An 18,120-nucleotide genomic window follows, 5' to 3' on the forward strand; every position below is an offset into this window, starting at 1 on the left:
CGGCCTGGCGACCTCTACAGGCCGTCGAGGAAGGACAGCGCCACCGACCAGGTCCGCTCGGCCGCCTCCGCGTCCCAGTCGGGCAGCTCCGGGTCCGTGTACACGTGCCCCGCGCCCCGGTAGCGGTAGATCTCCACGTCCGCACCGGCCTTGCGCATCTGGAGGTACCAGGCGGACAGCCAGTCGTCCGTCTCGAAGGGGTCGGGCTCGGCCACGTGCAGCTGTACGGGGAGCTCGTCCACCGACACGTTGGGCGCGAGGTCCGAGGTGCCGTGGAGCAGCAGCAGTCCGCGCGCCTTCTCGTCGCCGAGGGCCAGGGTCTGGGCGACCGAGGCGCCGAAGGAGAAGCCCGCGTAGACCAGACCGCGCTCGGAGTACGGGGCGGCGGCCAGGATCGCGCGCTTCAGGAGCTCGTCCTTGCCGATCTCGTCCCGCTTCGCCATGCCCTCCTCCACCGACTCGGTGGTCCAGCCGTCGAAGAGGTCCGGCACCCACACCCGGTGCCCGGCGGCCCGCAGCCGTTCGGCCGCCGCCTCGACGGCCGGGCGCAGCCCGTGGACCGAGTGGAAAAGCATGATGTCCATGCGGGCCATCCTGCCACCCGCCACCGGCAGTCACCGAAACCGCGGCACGCCCCGGACCGGCTCACCGTCAGCGCATGCTGCGCACGTCCAGGTGCCGCAGCACCCGGTCCACCACCTCCGGGTCGGCCCCCGGCTCGCTGCGCGCCGCGAGGACCTCGTGACGGGCGGCCGACATCAGCTCGCGCTGGATCCGCTGCACCGCCTTGAACCGTTTCGTCCGCTCGACGAAGGCCGCCCTCCGCTCCTCGTCGACCATGTCCGGGCTGATCCGGGCCCCGATGTCGTACGCCCCGCGCAGGAGCCGCTCCTGGACCTCCTCGGGCAGCTCCTCGACCTCCTCGATCTCCTTGAGCCTGCGCCTGGCGGCCTTCGCGGCCCGGATGGCGAGATCCCGCTCCAGGGCCCGCTCGGCTTCCGCGTCGGCGCGGACCCCGAGCTTCCGGACCAGCCAGGGCAGGGTGAGCCCCTGGAAGACGAGGGTGGCGATGATCACGCAGAAGGCGATGAAGACGATCTCGTCGCGGCCGGGGAAGGGTTCGCCGTCGTCGGTGCGGAGCGGGATGGCGAGCGCGAGTGCCACCGAGGCCACCCCGCGCATCCCCGCCCACCACATGACGACGGTCTCCCGCCAGCTCATCGGGATCTCCTCGTCGACGTCCCGGCGCGTGTGGAGCCGCTTGGCCAGCCAGGTGGCGGGCAGCAGCCACAGCAGCCGGACCCCGACGACGACCGCGACCACGGCGGCGCCCCAGCCGAGCATCTCCCAGCCGCGCCCCTCGGCCACCCCGAAGACGTGCACGAGCTCCAGGCCGATGAGCCCGAAGGCGATGCCGGTGACGAGGGTGTCGACGATCCGCCAGAAGGTCTGTCCGGCGAGCCGGCCCATGACGTCGTCGGCGTCGGCCGCGTGCTCGGCGAGGAAGAGGGCGGTGATCAGGACCGCGAGGACGCCGGAGCCGTGCAGCTCCTCGGCGAGGACGTAGCTCACGAAGGGGACGAGGAGGGTGAGCCCGGTCTGGAGCGTGGCGTCCCCCAGGACTCCGATGAGCTTGTTGGTGAGCCAGCCGAGCACCAGGCCGAGGATCATGGCGACCACCGCGGACAGCACGAACTCGCCGATCGCCTCGGGCCAGGAGAAGGAGCCGCTGACGACGGCGGCGATCGCCACGTGGTAGAGAACGATCGCGGTGACGTCGTTGAAGAGGCCCTCGCCCTCCAGGATCGACACGAGCCGCCGCGGCAGCCCCAGCGAGCCGGCGACGGCGGTCGCCGCGACCGGGTCCGGCGGTGCGACCAGGGCGCCGAGCGCGATCGCGGCGGCCAGCGAGATGCCCGGCACGAGCGCCTGCGCGACCGCGCCGACGGCGGCCGTGGTCACGAAGACGAGGGCGACCGCCAGCAGGAAGATGGGCCGTCTGTTCGCCGCGAACTGGCGCCAGGAGGTGCGCTGCACGGAGGCGTACAGCAGGGGCGGCAGCACCAGCGGGAGGATGAACTCCGGCGGGATCTCGACGCTCGGCACGAAGGGCAGGAAGGCCAGCGCGATCCCGACGAGGGTCATCAGGACGGGTGCGGGCAGTCCGAGCCACTCGCCGAGGGGCACGGTGAGCAGGGCGCCGAGCAGCAGCAGGAACAGCAGGGCCAATTGATCCACGGCGCCCACCCTGTCACGTATGTCCGTTTCAACAGCGGCTGCCCCCTGTGCACGCCGGAACGCGGCGGATGCTACAGGGGGCAGGAAGCGCTACGGGAGGCGCAGGGGGGTGCTACAGGACGCGCCGCATGGCCCGGTGCGGCATGCCCGCGTCCGGGAACTCGGGGCCGTACGCCTCGTAGCCGAGCCGCTCGTAGAAGCCCAGCGCGTGCGTCTGCGCGTGCAGGTCGACGGCGGCGAGGCCGCGCTCGCGCGCCGCGTCCTCGATGCCCCGCACGAGCGCCGCGCCGACCCCGAGCCCGCGGGCCGCCTTGGCGACCGCGAGCCGGCCGAGCGAGCCCACCGAGGCGTCGCCGCCGGTCCTGCCGAGGGCGTCGGCCCCGTACAGCAGCCGTCCGGTGCCCAGCGGCAGCCCGTCCGCGCGCACGGCGAGGACATGGATCGCGGTCTCGTCGTACGTGTCGTACTCGAGCTCCTGCGGGACGCCCTGCTCCTCGACGAACACCTCGCGGCGGACCGTGAAGCAGGCTTCCCGGTCCTCGGGGACGACCGCCTCGCGGACGGCGTACGCGGTGGTCACCGGCTCTCCGACGCGATCCGGTCCAGTGCCAGCTGGAGGTCCGCGGGGTAGGTGCTGGCGAACTCGACCCACGAGCCGTCGCCCGGGTGCTCGAAGCCGAGGCGGACGGCGTGCAGCCACTGCCGCGTCAGGCCGAGGCGCTTGGCGAGCGTCGGGTCGGCGCCGTAGGTGAGGTCACCGACGCAGGGGTGGCGGTGGGCGGACATGTGCACCCGGATCTGGTGGGTGCGGCCCGTCTCCAGCTTGATGTCGAGCAGCGAGGCCGACCGGTACGCCTCGATGAGGTCGTAGTGCGTGACGGAGGCCTTGCCCTCGGCGGTGACCGCCCACTTGTAGTCGTGGTTCGGGTGCCGGCCGATCGGCGCGTCGATGGTGCCGCTCATCGGGTCGGGGTGGCCCTGAACCAGCGCGTTGTAGCGCTTGTCGACCGTGCGCTCCTTGAACTGGCGCTTGAGCGAGGTGTACGCGTACTCGGACTTGGCGACCACCATCAGACCGGAGGTGCCGACGTCGAGGCGGTGCACGATGCCCTGGCGCTCGGCGGCGCCGGAGGTCGAGATGCGGTACCCGGCGGCGGCGAGGCCGCCGATGACCGTGGTGCCGGTCCAGCCGGGGCTGGGGTGCGCGGCCACGCCGACCGGCTTCATGATCACGACGATGTCGTCGTCGTCATGGACGATCTCCATGCCCTCGACGGGCTCGGCGACGATCTGCACGGGGGCGGGTGCGCCCGGCATCTCGACCTCGAGCCACGCGCCGCCGCTCACCCGCTCGGACTTGCCGACGACGGAGCCGTCGACCTGGACCTTGCCTGCGGCGGCCAGCTCGGCCGCCTTCGTACGGGAGAACCCGAACATACGGGCGATGGCGGCGTCGACGCGCTCGCCCTCCAGGCCATCGGGAACGGGCAGCGTGCGGATCTCGGGACTCGTACTCACCCGTCGAGTATGCCTTGTGCGGGAGGTGCTCCGTCCTGACGCGGTCCCGGGCCCGGCTTCGGGCCCGGAATCGGGGTCAGTCCTTGTGGACGGTGCCGTCGGGGTCGATGCCCCGGAACGACAGGAACACGATGAGGATGCCGCCGCAGACGATCGCCGAGTCGGCGAGGTTGAAGACGGCGAAGTGCGCGGGGGCGATGAAGTCGACGACCGCGCCCTCGAAGACGCCCGGCGAGCGGAAGATCCGGTCCGTGAGGTTGCCGAGCGCACCGCCGAGCAGCAGGCCGAGGGCGATGGCCCAGGGCAGGCTGTAGAGCTTCCGCGCCAGCCGGAAGATCACGATGATCACGACGGCCGCGATGCCGGTGAAGACGATCGTGAAGGCCTCGCCCATGCCGAACGCGGCGCCCGGGTTCCGGATGGCGTCGAGGCGCAGCAGATCGCCGATCAGCGGGATCGCGTCGCGACCCTCCAGCTTGGCCACCACCAGCATCTTGCTGCCCAGGTCGAGCAGGTAGGCCAGCACGGCCACCACGAGCAGCGCGAAGATCCTGCGCCTGCCCCTGGGCCGCTCCTCGGGAGCGGCCGTGCCGTCGGAGGCAGCCGATTCCTCGGCCCCTGCTGAATCCGGCGTACCGATGATGCGCTCCGCCTCTGCCACGTGAGTGAGTCCCTCGACCTCGATGCCTGACCGTGCCCCGAGGGTACGGCACAGGCGTACGAGAACGTCAGCCGCGCCGCTCCTGCCGCTGCTTGTCCTCGACGCAGAGCGTGGCCCGCGGGAAGGCCTGCATCCGCGCCTTGCCGATCGGCTTGCCGCACACCTCGCAGAGGCCGTACGTGCCCGCGTCGAGCCGCTCCAGGGCGTGCTCGGTCTGCTCCAGCATCTCCCGGGCGTTGGCGGCGAGCGCGAGCTCGTGCTCGCGGGTGATGTTCTTGGTGCCGGTGTCGGCCTGGTCGTCCCCGGCACCGTCACCGGAGTCCCGCATGAGGCCGGTGAGCTCCTCCTTCGAGTGGACGAGCTCGCTGCGGAGCCGCAGGACCTCGGCCTGGAGCGAGCTGCGGGCCTCGTCGACCTCCTCCGGCGTCCAGGGGTCCTCGCCGGGGCGCACGGCGAGCTCGCCGGTACGGGCCGGGGGCACCGCGGCCTCGTCCTCTGCGGTCGTCACGCCACCCGCGGTCTTCTTCGCTGCCACCGTCCTGGCTCCTGTCTGCTTCTTCGCGGCCGTCGCCTTCCTGGCGGCCGTCTTCCTCGCCCCGGCCTTCTTGGCCGGGACGTTCACCGAGGGGGCGTCCTGGGCGGCCGCCCAGGAGGCGGCCGGGGGCTCCACGGAGACCTTCGCCGCGGCCTCGTCCGCGGCCGCGTGCGCGACCCCGTCCACGGCCTTGCCCGTGGCCTTCTCGGCCGTCCCGGCCGCCGTCCTGCGGGCAGGGGCCGCCTTACCCGCCTTCTTCGCGACCGGTTTCTTCGCCGCCGCCTTCTTCACGACCGCCGACTTCTTCCCGGCCACGTCCTTGGCGCCCGCGCCCGTACCGGTGGCACCGGCGGTCGAGGACTTCTTCGCGGCGGTCTTCTTCGCCACCATGTCGCGGCCCCTTCACATTTTGTGATCTTGCTCGCGAATCGTGCTGGGACGATAAATCGGCCCAAGGCCCGCGGCAACGGGGCACGCCGCCGTTCCCACCCGCCCCCGCTCCCCGCGGGGCGGGCCTGCCTCCGTTGTGCCCAGCTCCCCGCCCGGTTATCCGCCCCGCCCCTCCCCCACATGGCGGCACCCCAAGTCCGGGACGCCCCGTATGGCCATTCGGGTGGCCGTACGGGCACCCGTCCGGGGCGCGGGAAATCGGGTCCGCCTGCCCGCCCCGCGCCCCGTACACTGGGCGGAGCGAAAGGCTTGGATGGGGACGAGTAGCGTCGTACGCAGCCATGAGCGACCCGGGGACGGTGAGAGCCCGGGGGCGAGCCCGATGTGAAGCATCACCCCGGAGCCGTCGGAAGAAAGCCGCACGAGAGCGCGGTGACTAGACCCGGCGTCGCGACCCCAATGAGGGGGCTCAGGGCGTACGTGCCCGGGGCCAAGGAGGGTGGTACCGCGGGAGCCGTGCTCTCGTCCCTCCGACGGAACGACGACAGTCCGCCGGAGGAACCCGATGACACCGCCGCAGTACCGCCAGGTGCCCGCCCAGGTCGACCTGCCCGCGCTGGAGCACGACGTGCTCGATTTCTGGCGCGACAGCAAGGTCTTCGCGAAGACCCTGGAGCAGTCCGAAGGACGCCCCGAGTGGGTGTTCTACGAGGGCCCGCCCACCGCGAACGGCATGCCCGGCGCGCACCACATCGAGGCCCGCGTCTTCAAGGACGTCTTCCCCCGCTTCCGGACCATGCGCGGCTACCACGTGGCCCGCAAGGCCGGCTGGGACTGCCACGGCCTGCCGGTCGAGCTCGCCGTCGAGAAGGAGCTCGGCTTCTCCGGCAAGAAGGACATCGAGGCGTACGGCATCGCCGAGTTCAACGCCAAGTGCCGCGAGTCCGTGACCCGCCACACCGACGCCTTCGCCGAGCTGACGACCCGCATGGGTTACTGGGTCGACCTCGACGACGCGTACCGGACGATGGACCCCTCGTACATCGAGTCGGTCTGGTGGTCGCTGAAGCAGATCTTCGACAAGGACCTGCTCGTCCAGGACCACCGCGTCGCCCCCTGGTGCCCGCGCTGCGGCACCGGCCTCTCCGACCACGAGCTGGCGCAGGGCTACGAGACGGTCGTCGACCCGTCCGTCTACGTCCGCTTCCCGCTGACCTCCGGCCCGCTGGCCGGCAAGGCGGCGCTCCTCGTCTGGACGACGACTCCCTGGACCCTGGTGTCCAACACGGCGGTCGCCGCCCACCCCGAGGTCACGTACGTGGTCGCGTCCGACGGTGACGAGCGGGTCGTCGTCGCGCAGCCGCTGGTCGAGAAGGCGCTCGGCGAGGGCTGGGTGACCACCGGCGAGTCCTTCACCGGCGCCGAGATGGAGCGCTGGACCTACCAGCGCCCCTTCGAGCTGGTGGAGTTCCCGGCCGAGGCCCACTACGTCGTCAACGCCGAGTACGTGACGACCGAGGACGGTACGGGTCTGGTCCACCAGTCCCCCGCCTTCGGTGAGGACGACCTCAAGGTCTGCAAGGCCTACGGCCTGCCGGTCGTGAACCCGGTCCGCCCCGACGGCACCTTCGAGGAGGACGTGCCGCTGGTCGGCGGCGTCTTCTTCAAGAAGGCCGACGAGGCGCTCACCGCCGACCTGGACGCGCGCGGACTGCTCTTCCGGCACATCGCGTACGAGCACAGCTACCCGCACTGCTGGCGCTGCCACACGGCCCTGCTCTACTACGCGCAGCCGTCCTGGTACATCCGTACGACCGCGGTCAAGGACCGCATGCTCGAAGAGAACGAGAAGACGAACTGGTTCCCCAACTCGGTCAAGCACGGCCGCTTCGGCGACTGGCTGACCAACAACGTCGACTGGGCGCTCTCCCGGAACCGCTACTGGGGCACGCCGCTGCCGATCTGGCGCTGCGAGGACGACCACCTCACCTGCGTCGGCTCCCGCGCGGAGCTCACCGAGCTGACCGGCACCGACCAGTCGGAGCTCGACCCGCACCGCCCGTACATCGACGCGGTCACCTTCGGCTGCCCGGCGGAGGGCTGCTCCCTCGAAGCCACCCGCGTACCGGAGGTCATCGACGCCTGGTACGACTCGGGCTCGATGCCGTTCGCCCAGTACGGCTACCCGTACGAGAACAAGGAACTCTTCGAGTCCCGCTACCCGGCGCAGTTCATCTCCGAGGCCATCGACCAGACGCGAGGCTGGTTCTACACGCTGATGGCCGTCGGCACGCTGGTCTTCGACAAGTCCTCCTACGAGAACGTGGTCTGCCTGGGCCACATCCTCGCCGAGGACGGCCGGAAGATGTCCAAGCACCTGGGCAACATCCTCCAGCCGATCCCGCTGATGGACCAGCACGGCGCCGACGCGGTCCGCTGGTTCATGGCGGCCGGCGGCTCGCCGTGGGCGGCGCGCCGCGTCGGCCACGGCACCATCCAGGAGGTGGTCCGCAAGACCCTCCTCACCTACTGGAACACGGTCGCCTTCCAGGCGCTGTACGCCCGCACGTCCGGCTGGGCCCCGTCGGCCGCGGACCCGGCGCCCGCCGACCGCTCTGTCCTCGACAGGTGGCTCCTCTCCGAGCTGAACACGCTCGTGGCCGAGGTCACCGAGGCGATGGAGTCGTACGACACCCAGCGCACCGGCAAGCTGATCTCGTCCTTCGTCGACGACCTCTCCAACTGGTACGTACGCCGCTCGCGCCGCCGCTTCTGGCAGGGCGACAAGGCGGCCCTCCGCACCCTCCACGACGTCGTCGAGACGGTCACGCGTCTGATGGCCCCGCTGACCCCGTTCATCACGGAGCGGGTCTGGCAGGACCTGGTGGTCCCGGTCACCCCGGGCGCCCCGGAATCCGTCCACCTCGCCGGCTGGCCGGAGGCGGACACCGCCCAGATCGACAAGACCCTCTCCGAGCAGATGCTGCTCGTCCGCCGCCTGGTGGAGCTGGGCCGGGCGACGCGCGCGGAGTCGGGCGTCAAGACCCGCCAGCCGCTCTCCCGCGCGCTGGTGGCGGCGACGGGCTTCGCCGCCCTCTCCCCCGCCCTGCAGGCCCAGATCACGGAGGAGCTGAACGTCTCCTCCCTGGCCTCCCTCTCGGAGGTCGGCGGCTCGCTCGTCGACACGACGGCCAAGGCCAACTTCCGGGCCCTGGGCAAGCGCTTCGGCAAGGGCGTCCAGGACGTGGCGAAGGCCGTCGCGGCGGCGGACGCGGCGGCGCTCTCGCTGGCGCTGCGCTCCGGTGAGGCGACGCTGGAGGTGAACGGCGAGACGATCACCGTCACCCCCGAGGAGGTCATCATCACGGAGACCCCGCGGGAGGGCTGGTCGGTCGCCTCCGACTCCGGCGCCACGGTCGCCCTCGACCTCGAGATCACCCCGGAGCTCCGCAAGGCGGGCCTCGCCCGCGACGCGATCCGCCTGATCCAGGAGGCCCGCAAGAACAGCGGCCTGGACGTCGCGGACCGGATCGCCCTGCGCTGGACGTCCACGTCCCCGGAGACGACGGAGGCCCTGACGGCCCACGCCGGGCTCATCGCGGACGAGGTCCTCGCCACGGACCACGCCCAGGGCGAAGCGGACGCCGCCTACGGCGCCCCCTTCACGGACGACTCCCTGTCCCTGACGTTCCGCCTCCGCAAGGCGTAAGCCCCCAGAAAGGGCCCGGCACCCCCACGGGGGTACCGGGCCCTTTTTCACTCCCCCCCCACCCCTTCCCGAAACCCTGCCGGGGGCAAGCGGCGGCCGCGGTGCGAAGCCGCCGCACCCGGGCCGGGGCCTGAGGCGCGAAGCCGCCGTTTCCGATGGGGCGCCCCCTCGGCGCGAAGCCGCCGAAGGGCGGGGCTTGCCCCTCCGCCGGGCGCCCGGGGTCCGGGGTCCGGGGTCCGGGGCGGAGCCCCGGTTTCGGGAAGGGGCGGGGTGGGGGAGAGCCCGCCGCAGACGCCCCCGACCACCCCGCACCACTCCCACCCCCACCCCCGGCCCCGTGCCCGGCCGCCCCGTACCCGGGTACGGCAAAGGGCCGGGCCCCGGGTTCTCACCCGGGGCCCGGCCCTTGCAGCCTGCCGACGGCTACGCGCTCATCGCGCGAACGGCCGCCGTCAGTTGTCGTCCTCGTCGATCAGGAAGCCCCGCATCGGCGCCGGCGCCTGCTGCATCGGCTGGGGAGCCTGCGGCCGGACCGGAGCCATCGGCTGGGTCATGGCCGGGGACATCTGCTGCTGACCACCGTAGGAGGGGGCACCACCCATGGAGGGCGCACCACCCATCGCGCCGCCGCCACCGTAGGACGGGGCGCCCGCGCCCGCCGAGGCCATCGAAGGCGCCGGCGGCAGGGAGGCCGCGGCAGGGGCCCGCGGCGGAGCCAGCGAGTCGTCCGCCTGGGTCTCCAGCTGACGCAGCTGCGACTCCAGGTACGACTTCAGGCGCGTGCGGTACTCGCGCTCGAAGCCGCGCAGGTCCTCGACCTTGCGCTCCAGCGTGGCGCGGGCGGACTCCAGGGAGCCCATCGCGACGCGGTGCTTCTCCTGCGCGTCCCGCTCAAGAGCGTCCGCCTTGGCGCGGGCGTCCCGCTCCAGGCCCTCGGCGCGCGAGCGCGCCTCGCCGACGATCTTGTTGGCCTCGGAGCGGGCCTCGGCGATCGCCTGGTCGGCGGTCTGCTGGGCCAGCGAGAGGACACGCGCGGCGCTGTCGCCGCCGGGGGCCTGGGCGGGCTGCTGCTGCATCTGCTGCTGCTGCTGCGGGTGACCCATGGGGCCGCCCTGCATCGGGCCGGGACCCATCGGTCCGCCCTGCATGGGGCCACCCTGCATCGGGCCGGGGCCCATGGGCCCGCCCTGCATGGGGCCACCCTGCATGGGGCCACCCTGCATGGGGCCGGCGGGAAGCTGCGGGGCACCGGAAGGCAGCTGCGGCGGGCCCATCTGCGGCGGCTGCTGCTGGACCGGCGGTCCGGATATGGCCGCGGGCACGGGGGCGCCGGGACCGACGGGACGATCCTGCGGCTCCGGGGGCTTGCGCATGCCCTGCTGCTGCTGGTTCTGCGCGGCGGCACGCGTCGCGGCGGCCAGCTTGGCGCGCAGGTCCTCGTTCTCGCGGAGCAGGCGGGTCAGCTCGGCCTCGACCTCGTCGAGGAAGGCATCGACCTCGTCCTCGTCATAGCCTTCTCGAAGGCGGACGGTCGTGAACTGCTTGTTCCGCACGTCCTCGGGGGTCAGCGGCATCTCTTCTTCACCTCTACGTAGTCGTCGGCAGTCGGCAAGACCGTATCGTCCACACTCACCTCGCGAAGCTGCTCACGATGGAGATCAGGATGTAGACGATGATCATCAGAACGAAGAAGGACAGGTCGAGTGCCACGCCCCCGAGACGCAGCGGCGGGATGAGTCGCCGCAGAAGCTTGAGCGGTGGATCGGTGACAGTGTAGGTGGCCTCCAGAACGACCACCATCGCCTTACCGGGTTGCCATGAACGTGCGAACTGGAAGACGTAGTCCATGACCAGCCGGACGATCAGGAGGACGAGGAAGCACATCAGCACGATGTAGACCACCTGTAGTGCGACGCCCATCCCGCGTTTCCCTCTCCCCTGGCTTACGTGCTCTCACTTGTTCCGGCCGCTTCGCGACCGGTCCGTCCGGTTCTGTTGTTCTCAGCTCTGGTTGAAGAATCCGCCCTCTGCGATCCGGGCCTTGTCCTCCGCCGTGACATCGACGTTAGCAGGCGACAACAGGAACACCTTCTGCGTCACGCGCTCAATGCTGCCATGGAGCCCGAAGACGAGTCCGGCGGCAAAGTCGACAAGTCGCTTCGCGTCCGTGTCGTCCATCTCTGTGAGGTTCATGATCACCGGGGTGCCCTCACGGAAGTGTTCCCCGATGGTACGGGCCTCGTTATAGGTCCGCGGGTGCAGCGTGGTGATGCGGTAGGGCTCCCGCTCGGACACGACCTTGGGCATGATCACCGGTGCGTTCTTCTCCATGCTCGGACGTTCGGGTGTGATGGATGCCACGGGGGCAATTCGGGCCGGACGTCCACTTTCGGCGAGTACCGGGACAGAATGGGCGATCGGTTCCCGGGGCGCCGGGGGGGCCATCACGCGCACCGGCTCCTCGCGCTCCACCTGCCGCGGAGGGGTGTGGCGCCGTTCGCGCTCGGGCTCCGGCTCCAGCTCGGGTTCGAAGTCGTCGTCGGGGTCGAAGCCCCGGCCGTCGTACCCATCGTCCTCCACGAGGCCGAGGTAGACCGCCATCTTGCGCATCGCGCCGGCCATTCTCTGAGTCCTCCGCTCTGTGGTGGATCGGCCTCGTCACCAAGTGCCAGCGATCCACGAGCCACCCCGCCGTTCTGCGGAATGACCATATTTTCTGCTGTGGTCCGACTTGCTTCGCGACGTTACCCGAGCTTCGGGCGGACGCCGAGTACCGCCGTACCGACGCGTACGTGTGTCGCCCCGGCAGCGACGGCCTCCTCGAGGTCCGCGCTCATCCCTGCTGACACCATGTTCGCAGCCGGACGGGTCGCGCGCAGGGCAGTCGACAAATCCATCAACCGGTCGAAGGCGGCGCGTTGTCTGCCCGCGTACGGACCGGAGAGCGGGGCGACGGTCATCAGTCCGTCGAGCCGCAGCCCGGGAGCGGCGTCCACGGCGGCCGCCAACTCCTCGACCCCCTCCGGAGAGACGCCGCCGCGGGCGCCCCGCTCCCCGGACTCGGCGTCGAGCGCGACCTGGAGCAGGCAACCGAGCTCGCGCCCCTCCTTCTCCGCGACCGCGGAGAGAGAGGAAACGAGCTTCAAGCGGTCGACAGACTGCACCACATCGGCATAACCCACCACGGATCGGACCTTGTTGGTCTGCAACTGGCCCACGAAGTGCCAGGTCAGGTCAAGGTCCGCACAGGTGGCGGCCTTCGGTGCGGCGTCCTGGTCCCGGTTCTCGGCGACGTGCCGCACACCGAGTTCGTGCAGCAGGCGCACGTCGCTCGCGGGGTAGGTCTTGGTGACCACGATGAGGGTCACCTCCTCCCGCGGGCGCCCGGCGGCGGCGCAGGCGGCGGCGATGCGCTCCTCCACCCGGTCCAGGTTCTCGGCGAGTTGCGACTTGCGGTCCGTCATGTCTCTTCCCGGGTCAACCAGACATATCCCGCGAGTCGCCCGGTGGTGCGGTCGCGGCGGTACGAGTAGTGGTCGGCCGATTCCCGCGTGCAGACCTCGGCGGCCAGCAGGTCCGTGACGCCGAGCCGTTCGAGCTGGGCGTGCACCCCGGCGGTGACGTCGACGGCGGGGGTGCCCCAGCTCGTCTCGGCCCAGGCGGCGGGTTCGGTCTCCGCGACCTCGGCGCGCATCGCCTCCGGCACCTCGTAGCAGCGCCCGCAGACGGCGGGGCCGGTGCGGGCGACGATCCGGGCGGGGTCCGCGCCGAGAGCGATCATGGCCTCGACGGCGGCGGGGACGATGCCGGCGACCATCCCGGGGCGCCCTGCGTGGGCGGCCGAGACCACCCCGGCGACGGGGTCGGCGAGCAGGACCGGGACGCAGTCGGCGGTGAGGACGGCGAGGGCGAGTCCGCGGGCGGTGGTGACCAGGCCGTCGACCTCCGGGACGGGCCCGGTGGTCCACGGGCCCTCGACCTCGGCGACGGTCGCGCCGTGCACCTGGTTCATCCAGACCACCCGCGCCGGGTCGAGCCCGAGGGCGCCGGCGGCCAGCGCCCGGTTGGCCCGAACGGCCTCGGGGTCGTCGCCGACCGCTCCGCCGAGGTTGAGCTCCTCGTACGGAACGGCGCTCACCCCGCCCCACCTGTCGGTGAAGGCGAAGTGCGCGCCGTTCGCGTCGGAGTACTGCCCTATCACTTCAGGAAGTCCGGGACGTCCAGCTCTTCGGCCTGGGAGTCCGCGTACGGACGGGCCGGCGGGACGACCGGCGGGACCGGCGTCAGCGGGGTCTCGTTGACGGCCGGGACCGGCTCGACCGGTACGGAGACCGGCTCCTCGCGGGGGGCCACCGTGCCGAGACCGCCCAGCGGGCGGGACGGCTCGGTGGCGCGGGGCGCCGGGGCCGGCTCCTCGCGCTTGGCCGAGACCGAGCCGATGATGTTGTCCCGGCGGGCCGGCGGCTGGCCGCCGTCGAAGCCGGCCGCGATGACGGTGACCCGGACCTCGTCGCCGAGGGCGTCGTCGATGACGGCACCGAAGATGATGTTGGCCTCGGGGTGGGCCGCCTCGCTGACCAGCTGCGCGGCCTCGTTGATCTCGAAGAGACCGAGGTCGCTGCCGCCGGAGATGGAGAGCAGCACGCCGCGGGCGCCGTCGATGGAGGCCTCCAGGAGCGGCGAGGAGATCGCCATCTCCGCGGCGGCCACCGCGCGGTCGTCGCCACGGGCGGAGCCGATGCCCATGAGGGCGGATCCGGCCTCGGACATGACCGACTTGACGTCGGCGAAGTCGAGGTTGATCAGACCCGGGGTGGTGATGAGGTCGGTGATGCCCTGCACACCGCTCAGCAGCACCTGGTCGGCCGACTTGAACGCGTCGAGCACGGAGACCTGGCGGTCCGAGATCGAGAGCAGTCGGTCGTTGGGGATGACGATGAGGGTGTCGACCTCTTCGCGGAGCTCGGCGATGCCGTCCTCCGCCTGGTTGGCCCGACGGCGGCCCTCGAAGGTGAACGGCCGGGTGACCACACCGATCGTCAGGGCGCCGAGCGAGCGCGCGATGTTGGCGACGACGGGTGCGCCGCCGGTGCCGGTGCCGCCACCTTCGCCGGCGGTGACGAAGACCATGTCGGCCCCCTTGAGGACCTCCTCGATCTCCTCACGGTGGTCCTCTGCCGCCTTGCGACCGACGGCCGGGTTGGCCCCGGCGCCCAGGCCGCGGGTGAGTTCACGACCGACGTCGAGCTTGACGTCGGCGTCGCTCATCAACAGCGCTTGCGCGTCGGTGTTGATCGCGATGAACTCGACGCCCTTGAGGCCGACCTCGATCATTCGGTTGATGGCATTGACACCACCGCCGCCGACACCGATGACCTTGATGACTGCGAGGTAGTTCTGCGGTGCTGCCACGTCGAAGGCCTCTCGCCTCGAGTTACGTGTCGCCGCTACGCGGTGGTTGGTCGCGCTGCGACAACGGATGCCGATTGGGGCGGTCCGGAACGCCGACCCGAACCCTAACGTTGAAGTTTAGGGTTACCAGTGTCGCTGTTCGCTGGACTCTTCCGAACAGGACACTAAGTCGACAAGCGGCGCACGTTCAACGAACACGCCGAACCTCCCGTTTTTCTTTTCACCCTATGTGATCACCCGGAGCGCTGGCCAACCAGGGTGCTGGCCAGCGGTGATGACCGTCAACTACCGGACGCCGCGGGCGCTGTGGGAGCACTTACATCGAAGTGCCCCGCTTTGGGCGACGCCTTCATGAGAGCGGTCAGCACCCGGGCTTTCGCCGGGCCGTGCTCGCCGCTGCCCCAGAAGACGGTGCGCCCCTTGGCCAGTTCCAGAGTGACGGAGTCGTACGAGGTGACGCGGACGACACGAGTGTTCTCGGCGATTTCCCCCGGGAGTTCACCCCTGACGCGGACCGCCTCACGGAGCAGCCGGTCCGCGTCGAAGCGGCGCAGGCTGGGCGAGGAGGCGGCGTCGAGGACGAGCCGGGGGACGCCGCGGGGCGCCGTGTCGACGGTGGCGAACCGCACACCGTTCGCGTCCACTTCGATGAGCTTTCCGCCCTTTTCCAGGAGGAGAACGGGCTTCCGTTCCGTCACTTTCAGACCGATTCCGTGCGGCCAGGAACGCTCGACGTCGACCGAGTCGATACGCGGGAGTTCCCGCCGGAGCCGGGCCTCGATCGCGTCGATGTCGACGGAGACGAGCGGGGACCCCACCGGAACGGCGGCGACCCCCTCGACCTCGCCGGGGGTCAGAATCCGCGTACCGGAAGTCTTCACACGTTCCACACGAAACCAGGTCGATCCGTAGAGCGCCCAGATCCCGCCGGCCACGAGCGCGACGACGCCGAGCACGACGAGGAGGACCCGGGGGGCGGGTACCCGGAATCGAAGATTCCGAGTACCCGTGCGGGACGGCCGTTCCGACGACCCCTTCGGCTTGTTCGCGCCGCTCTTCTCGGCGGTCGTCGATCCGGCTGCCACGCTTCCTGCCTTTCGCGTTTCGGGCCCGGACTCGCCTCCGGGGCGCTCGATGCGCCCCTTCGGCCCGCCCGGCCGACGCCGCGCTACGCCTGTCGGCGGGCGGCGATCGCCTCGTACACCATGCCCACGAGCAGGTCGTCGGCGTCCCGGCGACCGAACTCGGCGGCGGCACGGGACATCTCGTACAACCGGTGCGGATCGGCCAGTACGGGCAGGACGTTGCCCTGCACCCACTGCGGCGTCAGCTCCGCGTCGTCGACGAGGAGTCCGCCGCCGGCCTTGACCACCGGCTGGGCGTTGAGCCGCTGTTCGCCGTTGCCGATGGGCAGCGGGACGTACGCGGCGGGCAGCCCGACGGCGGAGAGCTCCGCGACGGTCATCGCGCCCGCGCGGCAGAGCATCATGTCGGCCGCGGCGTACGCGAGATCCATCCGGTCCACGTACGGTACCGGCACGTACGGCGGCATACCGGGCATGTTGTCCACGCGCGGCATTTCGTTCTTCGGGCCGACCGCGTGCAGGATCTGGATGCCCGAGCGCTGGAGCACCGGGGCGATCTGCTGGATGACCTCGTTGAGCCGCCGGGCGCCCTGCGAGCCGCCGGACACCAGCAGCGTCGGCAGGTGCGGGTCGAGCCCGAAGGCGGCGCGCGCCTCGGGGCGGACCCGCGCCCGGTCGAGGGTCGCGATGGTGTGCCGCAGCGGGATGCCGATGTAGCGGGCGTTGCGGAGCTTGCTGTCCGGGGTGGCGACGGCGACCCCGGCCGCGTACCGCGAACCGATCTTGTTGGCCAGGCCGGGCCGGGCGTTGGCCTCGTGGACCACGATCGGCACCCCGAGCCGCTTGGCCGCGAGGTAGCCGGGCAGCGCCACGTAGCCTCCGAAGCCGACCACGCAGTCGGCCTTCGTGCGCTCCAGGATCTGCTCGGCGGCCTTGATCGTGCCGCGCAGCCGTCCGGGGACGGTGATCAGCTCGGGGGTGGGCTTGCGGGGCAGCGGGACGGCGGGGATGAGCGCCAACTCGTAGCCCCGCTCGGGCACGAGCCGGGTCTCCAGACCCTTCTCCGTGCCCAGCGCTGTGATCCCCACGCTGGGGTCCCGCCTCCGCAGGGCGTCCGCGAGGGCCAGCGCCGGCTCGATGTGGCCGGCGGTCCCCCCGCCGGCGAGTACGACATGCACCGAAATTCACCGCTCTCCGGACGGGCGCTTCTTGACGCGCCGTCGCATCGACTTCCATCTCACCCCGGCCCGCTTGCCCCAACCGGGGCGGCGCATGGCCAGGGCCGCTTTCGCGGCGGGTTCCTGTCGCGCGAAGGCGATGAGGAGCCCGACGGCGAACATGGTCGGCAGCAGGGCCGACCCCCCGTACGAGAACAGCGGGAGCGGGACACCGGCGATCGGCAGCAGACCGAGCACCGCACCGATGTTGATCACGGCCTGCGCCGTGATCCAGGTGGTCACGCCTCCCGCGGCGTACCTCACGAAGGGGTCCTCCGTGCGTCCGGCCACGCGGATACCCGCATAGCCTAGAGCCGCGAACAGGGCGACTACCGACAGCGTCCCCGCGAGACCCAGTTCCTCACCGGTCACCGCGAAGATGAAGTCGGTGTGCGCTTCGGGGAGTTGACCCCATTTCTCCACACTCGCACCGAGTCCGGAACCGAACCATCCGCCCGAGGCCAGAGCATAGATTCCGTGCGCGGCCTGGAGGCACGGGGCTCCCTCGCCGCCGGGGTCGGTCGCGCCGATGCAGTCGAAGCGCTTCATCCGGTTGTCGCTCGTCTTGATCAGCAGCACGCCGATCGCGCCGGCCACGGAGAGCACCCCGACGAAGAGCCGGGTGGGCGCGCCGGCCGTCCACAGCAGTCCGAAGAGGATCGCGGCGAGGATGATCGAGGTGCCCATGTCGCCGCCGAGCATGATCAGGCCGAGCAGCATGAAGGCGCCGGGTACCAACGGCACCAGCATGTGCTTCCACTGGGTCAGCAGCCGCATGTCCTGCTTGCGGGCGAGCAGGTCGGCCCCCCACAGGATCAGCGCCAGCTTGCCGAACTCGCTGGGCTGGAGCTGGAAGGGGCCGCCGAGGGAGATCCAGTTCTGGTTGCCGTTGACCTCGTGCCCTATCCCGGGGATCTGCACGAGCACCATGAGGAAGACCGCGCCGACCAGGATCGGGTAGGCGAGCGCCCGGTGCAGCTTCACGGGCATCCGCGAGGCGGCCAGGAGCAGCCCGGTGCCGAGGAGCGCGGCGAAGAACTGCTTCCGGAAGAAGTAGGAGGGCACCAGGTCGTAGCGGAGCGCCGTGATCATCGAGGCGGAGAAGACCATCACGAGGCCGAGCGTGGTGATGAGCAGCGCCGCGCCGATGATCACGTAGTAGGCCGTGAGCGGCCGGTCCCAGGCCCGTACGCCGCGCTCGTACAGCCGCCGTACGCCCCCGCCGCGCACCCGCCGCGGGGTCGCTGGGGCCCGCCCTCCGCCGCGTACGGCGGAAGGCCGGCGTGTCCCGGCGATCTTGCTCGGCATGGTCGCTGCCCCCTCCAGTCGTGCCCGGTCCGGCCGGACCCTCCCAC

At 71.3% G+C, this 18,120-nt stretch carries 16 protein-coding genes; 1 reads left to right on the forward strand and 15 read right to left on the reverse strand.

Going from position 1 to position 18,120, the window contains the following annotated elements; genetic code table 11:
* Nucleotides 1–14: 14 nt before the first annotated feature.
* The 6 genes from OG361_RS10765 to OG361_RS10790 form a co-directional block, all read right to left on the reverse strand.
* Nucleotides 15–584, reverse strand: coding sequence for a dienelactone hydrolase family protein (locus tag OG361_RS10765; protein WP_405853118.1), 570 nt, complete (start codon nt 582–584; stop codon nt 15–17).
* A gap of 67 nt (nt 585–651) precedes the next feature.
* On the reverse strand, nt 652–2,238 hold the full coding sequence (locus OG361_RS10770) for a Na+/H+ antiporter (protein WP_405853119.1): 1,587 nt from the start codon (nt 2,236–2,238) through the stop codon (nt 652–654).
* Nucleotides 2,239–2,350: 112 nt separating this feature from the next.
* Nucleotides 2,351–2,818 carry a GNAT family N-acetyltransferase gene (locus OG361_RS10775; RefSeq protein WP_405853120.1) on the reverse strand — a complete coding sequence of 156 codons (468 nt, stop codon included), beginning with the start codon at nt 2,816–2,818 and terminating at the stop codon, nt 2,351–2,353.
* Nucleotides 2,815–3,756, reverse strand: coding sequence for an RluA family pseudouridine synthase (locus OG361_RS10780; protein WP_384565854.1), 942 nt, complete (start codon nt 3,754–3,756; stop codon nt 2,815–2,817). The genes OG361_RS10775 and OG361_RS10780 overlap by 4 nt, the downstream gene beginning before the upstream one ends.
* Nucleotides 3,757–3,832: 76 nt before the next feature.
* Nucleotides 3,833–4,417, reverse strand: coding sequence for a signal peptidase II (lspA, locus tag OG361_RS10785; RefSeq protein ID WP_405853121.1), 585 nt, complete (start codon nt 4,415–4,417; stop codon nt 3,833–3,835).
* Nucleotides 4,418–4,484: 67 nt separating this feature from the next.
* The gene (locus OG361_RS10790) at nt 4,485–5,342 is read right to left on the reverse strand and encodes a TraR/DksA family transcriptional regulator (RefSeq protein ID WP_405853122.1); all 858 of its coding nucleotides are present in this window, start codon (nt 5,340–5,342) and stop codon (nt 4,485–4,487) included.
* Nucleotides 5,343–5,907: 565 nt separating this feature from the next.
* Between OG361_RS10790 and ileS the strand changes: the two genes are divergently transcribed.
* Nucleotides 5,908–9,051, forward strand: a complete 3,144-nt coding sequence (gene ileS, locus OG361_RS10795) for an isoleucine--tRNA ligase (RefSeq protein WP_405853123.1) — start codon at nt 5,908–5,910, stop codon at nt 9,049–9,051.
* Between the two features lie 452 nt (nt 9,052–9,503).
* On the opposite strand, the gene OG361_RS10800 is transcribed toward ileS, so the two are convergent.
* The 9 genes from OG361_RS10800 to ftsW all read right to left on the reverse strand — a co-directional run bounded on the left by OG361_RS10800 (nt 9,504) and on the right by ftsW (nt 18,073).
* A complete protein-coding gene (locus OG361_RS10800; protein ID WP_405853124.1) occupies nt 9,504–10,625 on the reverse strand; it encodes a DivIVA domain-containing protein in 1,122 nt (373 codons plus the stop codon).
* 55 nt (nt 10,626–10,680) lie between these two features.
* Complete coding sequence (locus tag OG361_RS10805; protein ID WP_017238790.1) at nt 10,681–10,971, reverse strand: YggT family protein; 291 nt, start codon at nt 10,969–10,971, stop codon at nt 10,681–10,683.
* Between the two features lie 81 nt (nt 10,972–11,052).
* Nucleotides 11,053–11,673 carry a cell division protein SepF gene (locus OG361_RS10810; protein ID WP_384576752.1) on the reverse strand — a complete coding sequence of 207 codons (621 nt, stop codon included), beginning with the start codon at nt 11,671–11,673 and terminating at the stop codon, nt 11,053–11,055.
* 122 nt (nt 11,674–11,795) lie between these two features.
* The gene (locus OG361_RS10815) at nt 11,796–12,515 is read right to left on the reverse strand and encodes a YggS family pyridoxal phosphate-dependent enzyme (RefSeq protein ID WP_405853125.1); all 720 of its coding nucleotides are present in this window, start codon (nt 12,513–12,515) and stop codon (nt 11,796–11,798) included.
* Nucleotides 12,512–13,252, reverse strand: coding sequence for a peptidoglycan editing factor PgeF (gene pgeF / locus OG361_RS10820; protein WP_405853126.1), 741 nt, complete (start codon nt 13,250–13,252; stop codon nt 12,512–12,514). Before pgeF ends, OG361_RS10815 begins: the two co-directional genes overlap by 4 nt.
* Nucleotides 13,249–14,463: a cell division protein FtsZ gene (gene ftsZ / locus OG361_RS10825; RefSeq protein ID WP_405853127.1), complete on the reverse strand. Its 1,215-nt coding sequence runs from the start codon at nt 14,461–14,463 to the stop codon at nt 13,249–13,251. Before ftsZ ends, pgeF begins: the two co-directional genes overlap by 4 nt.
* A 281-nt stretch (nt 14,464–14,744) precedes the next feature.
* Complete coding sequence (locus OG361_RS10830; protein WP_405853128.1) at nt 14,745–15,548, reverse strand: cell division protein FtsQ/DivIB; 804 nt, start codon at nt 15,546–15,548, stop codon at nt 14,745–14,747.
* A gap of 83 nt (nt 15,549–15,631) precedes the next feature.
* Nucleotides 15,632–16,726 carry an undecaprenyldiphospho-muramoylpentapeptide beta-N-acetylglucosaminyltransferase gene (gene murG / locus OG361_RS10835; RefSeq protein ID WP_384576771.1) on the reverse strand — a complete coding sequence of 365 codons (1,095 nt, stop codon included), beginning with the start codon at nt 16,724–16,726 and terminating at the stop codon, nt 15,632–15,634.
* Nucleotides 16,727–16,732: 6 nt separating this feature from the next.
* A complete protein-coding gene (ftsW, locus tag OG361_RS10840) occupies nt 16,733–18,073 on the reverse strand; it encodes a putative lipid II flippase FtsW (protein ID WP_405853129.1) in 1,341 nt (446 codons plus the stop codon).
* Nucleotides 18,074–18,120 lie beyond the last annotated feature (47 nt).

This window comes from Streptomyces sp. NBC_00090 (genome assembly GCF_045160815.1).
GTDB lineage: Bacteria > Actinomycetota > Actinomycetes > Streptomycetales > Streptomycetaceae > Streptomyces.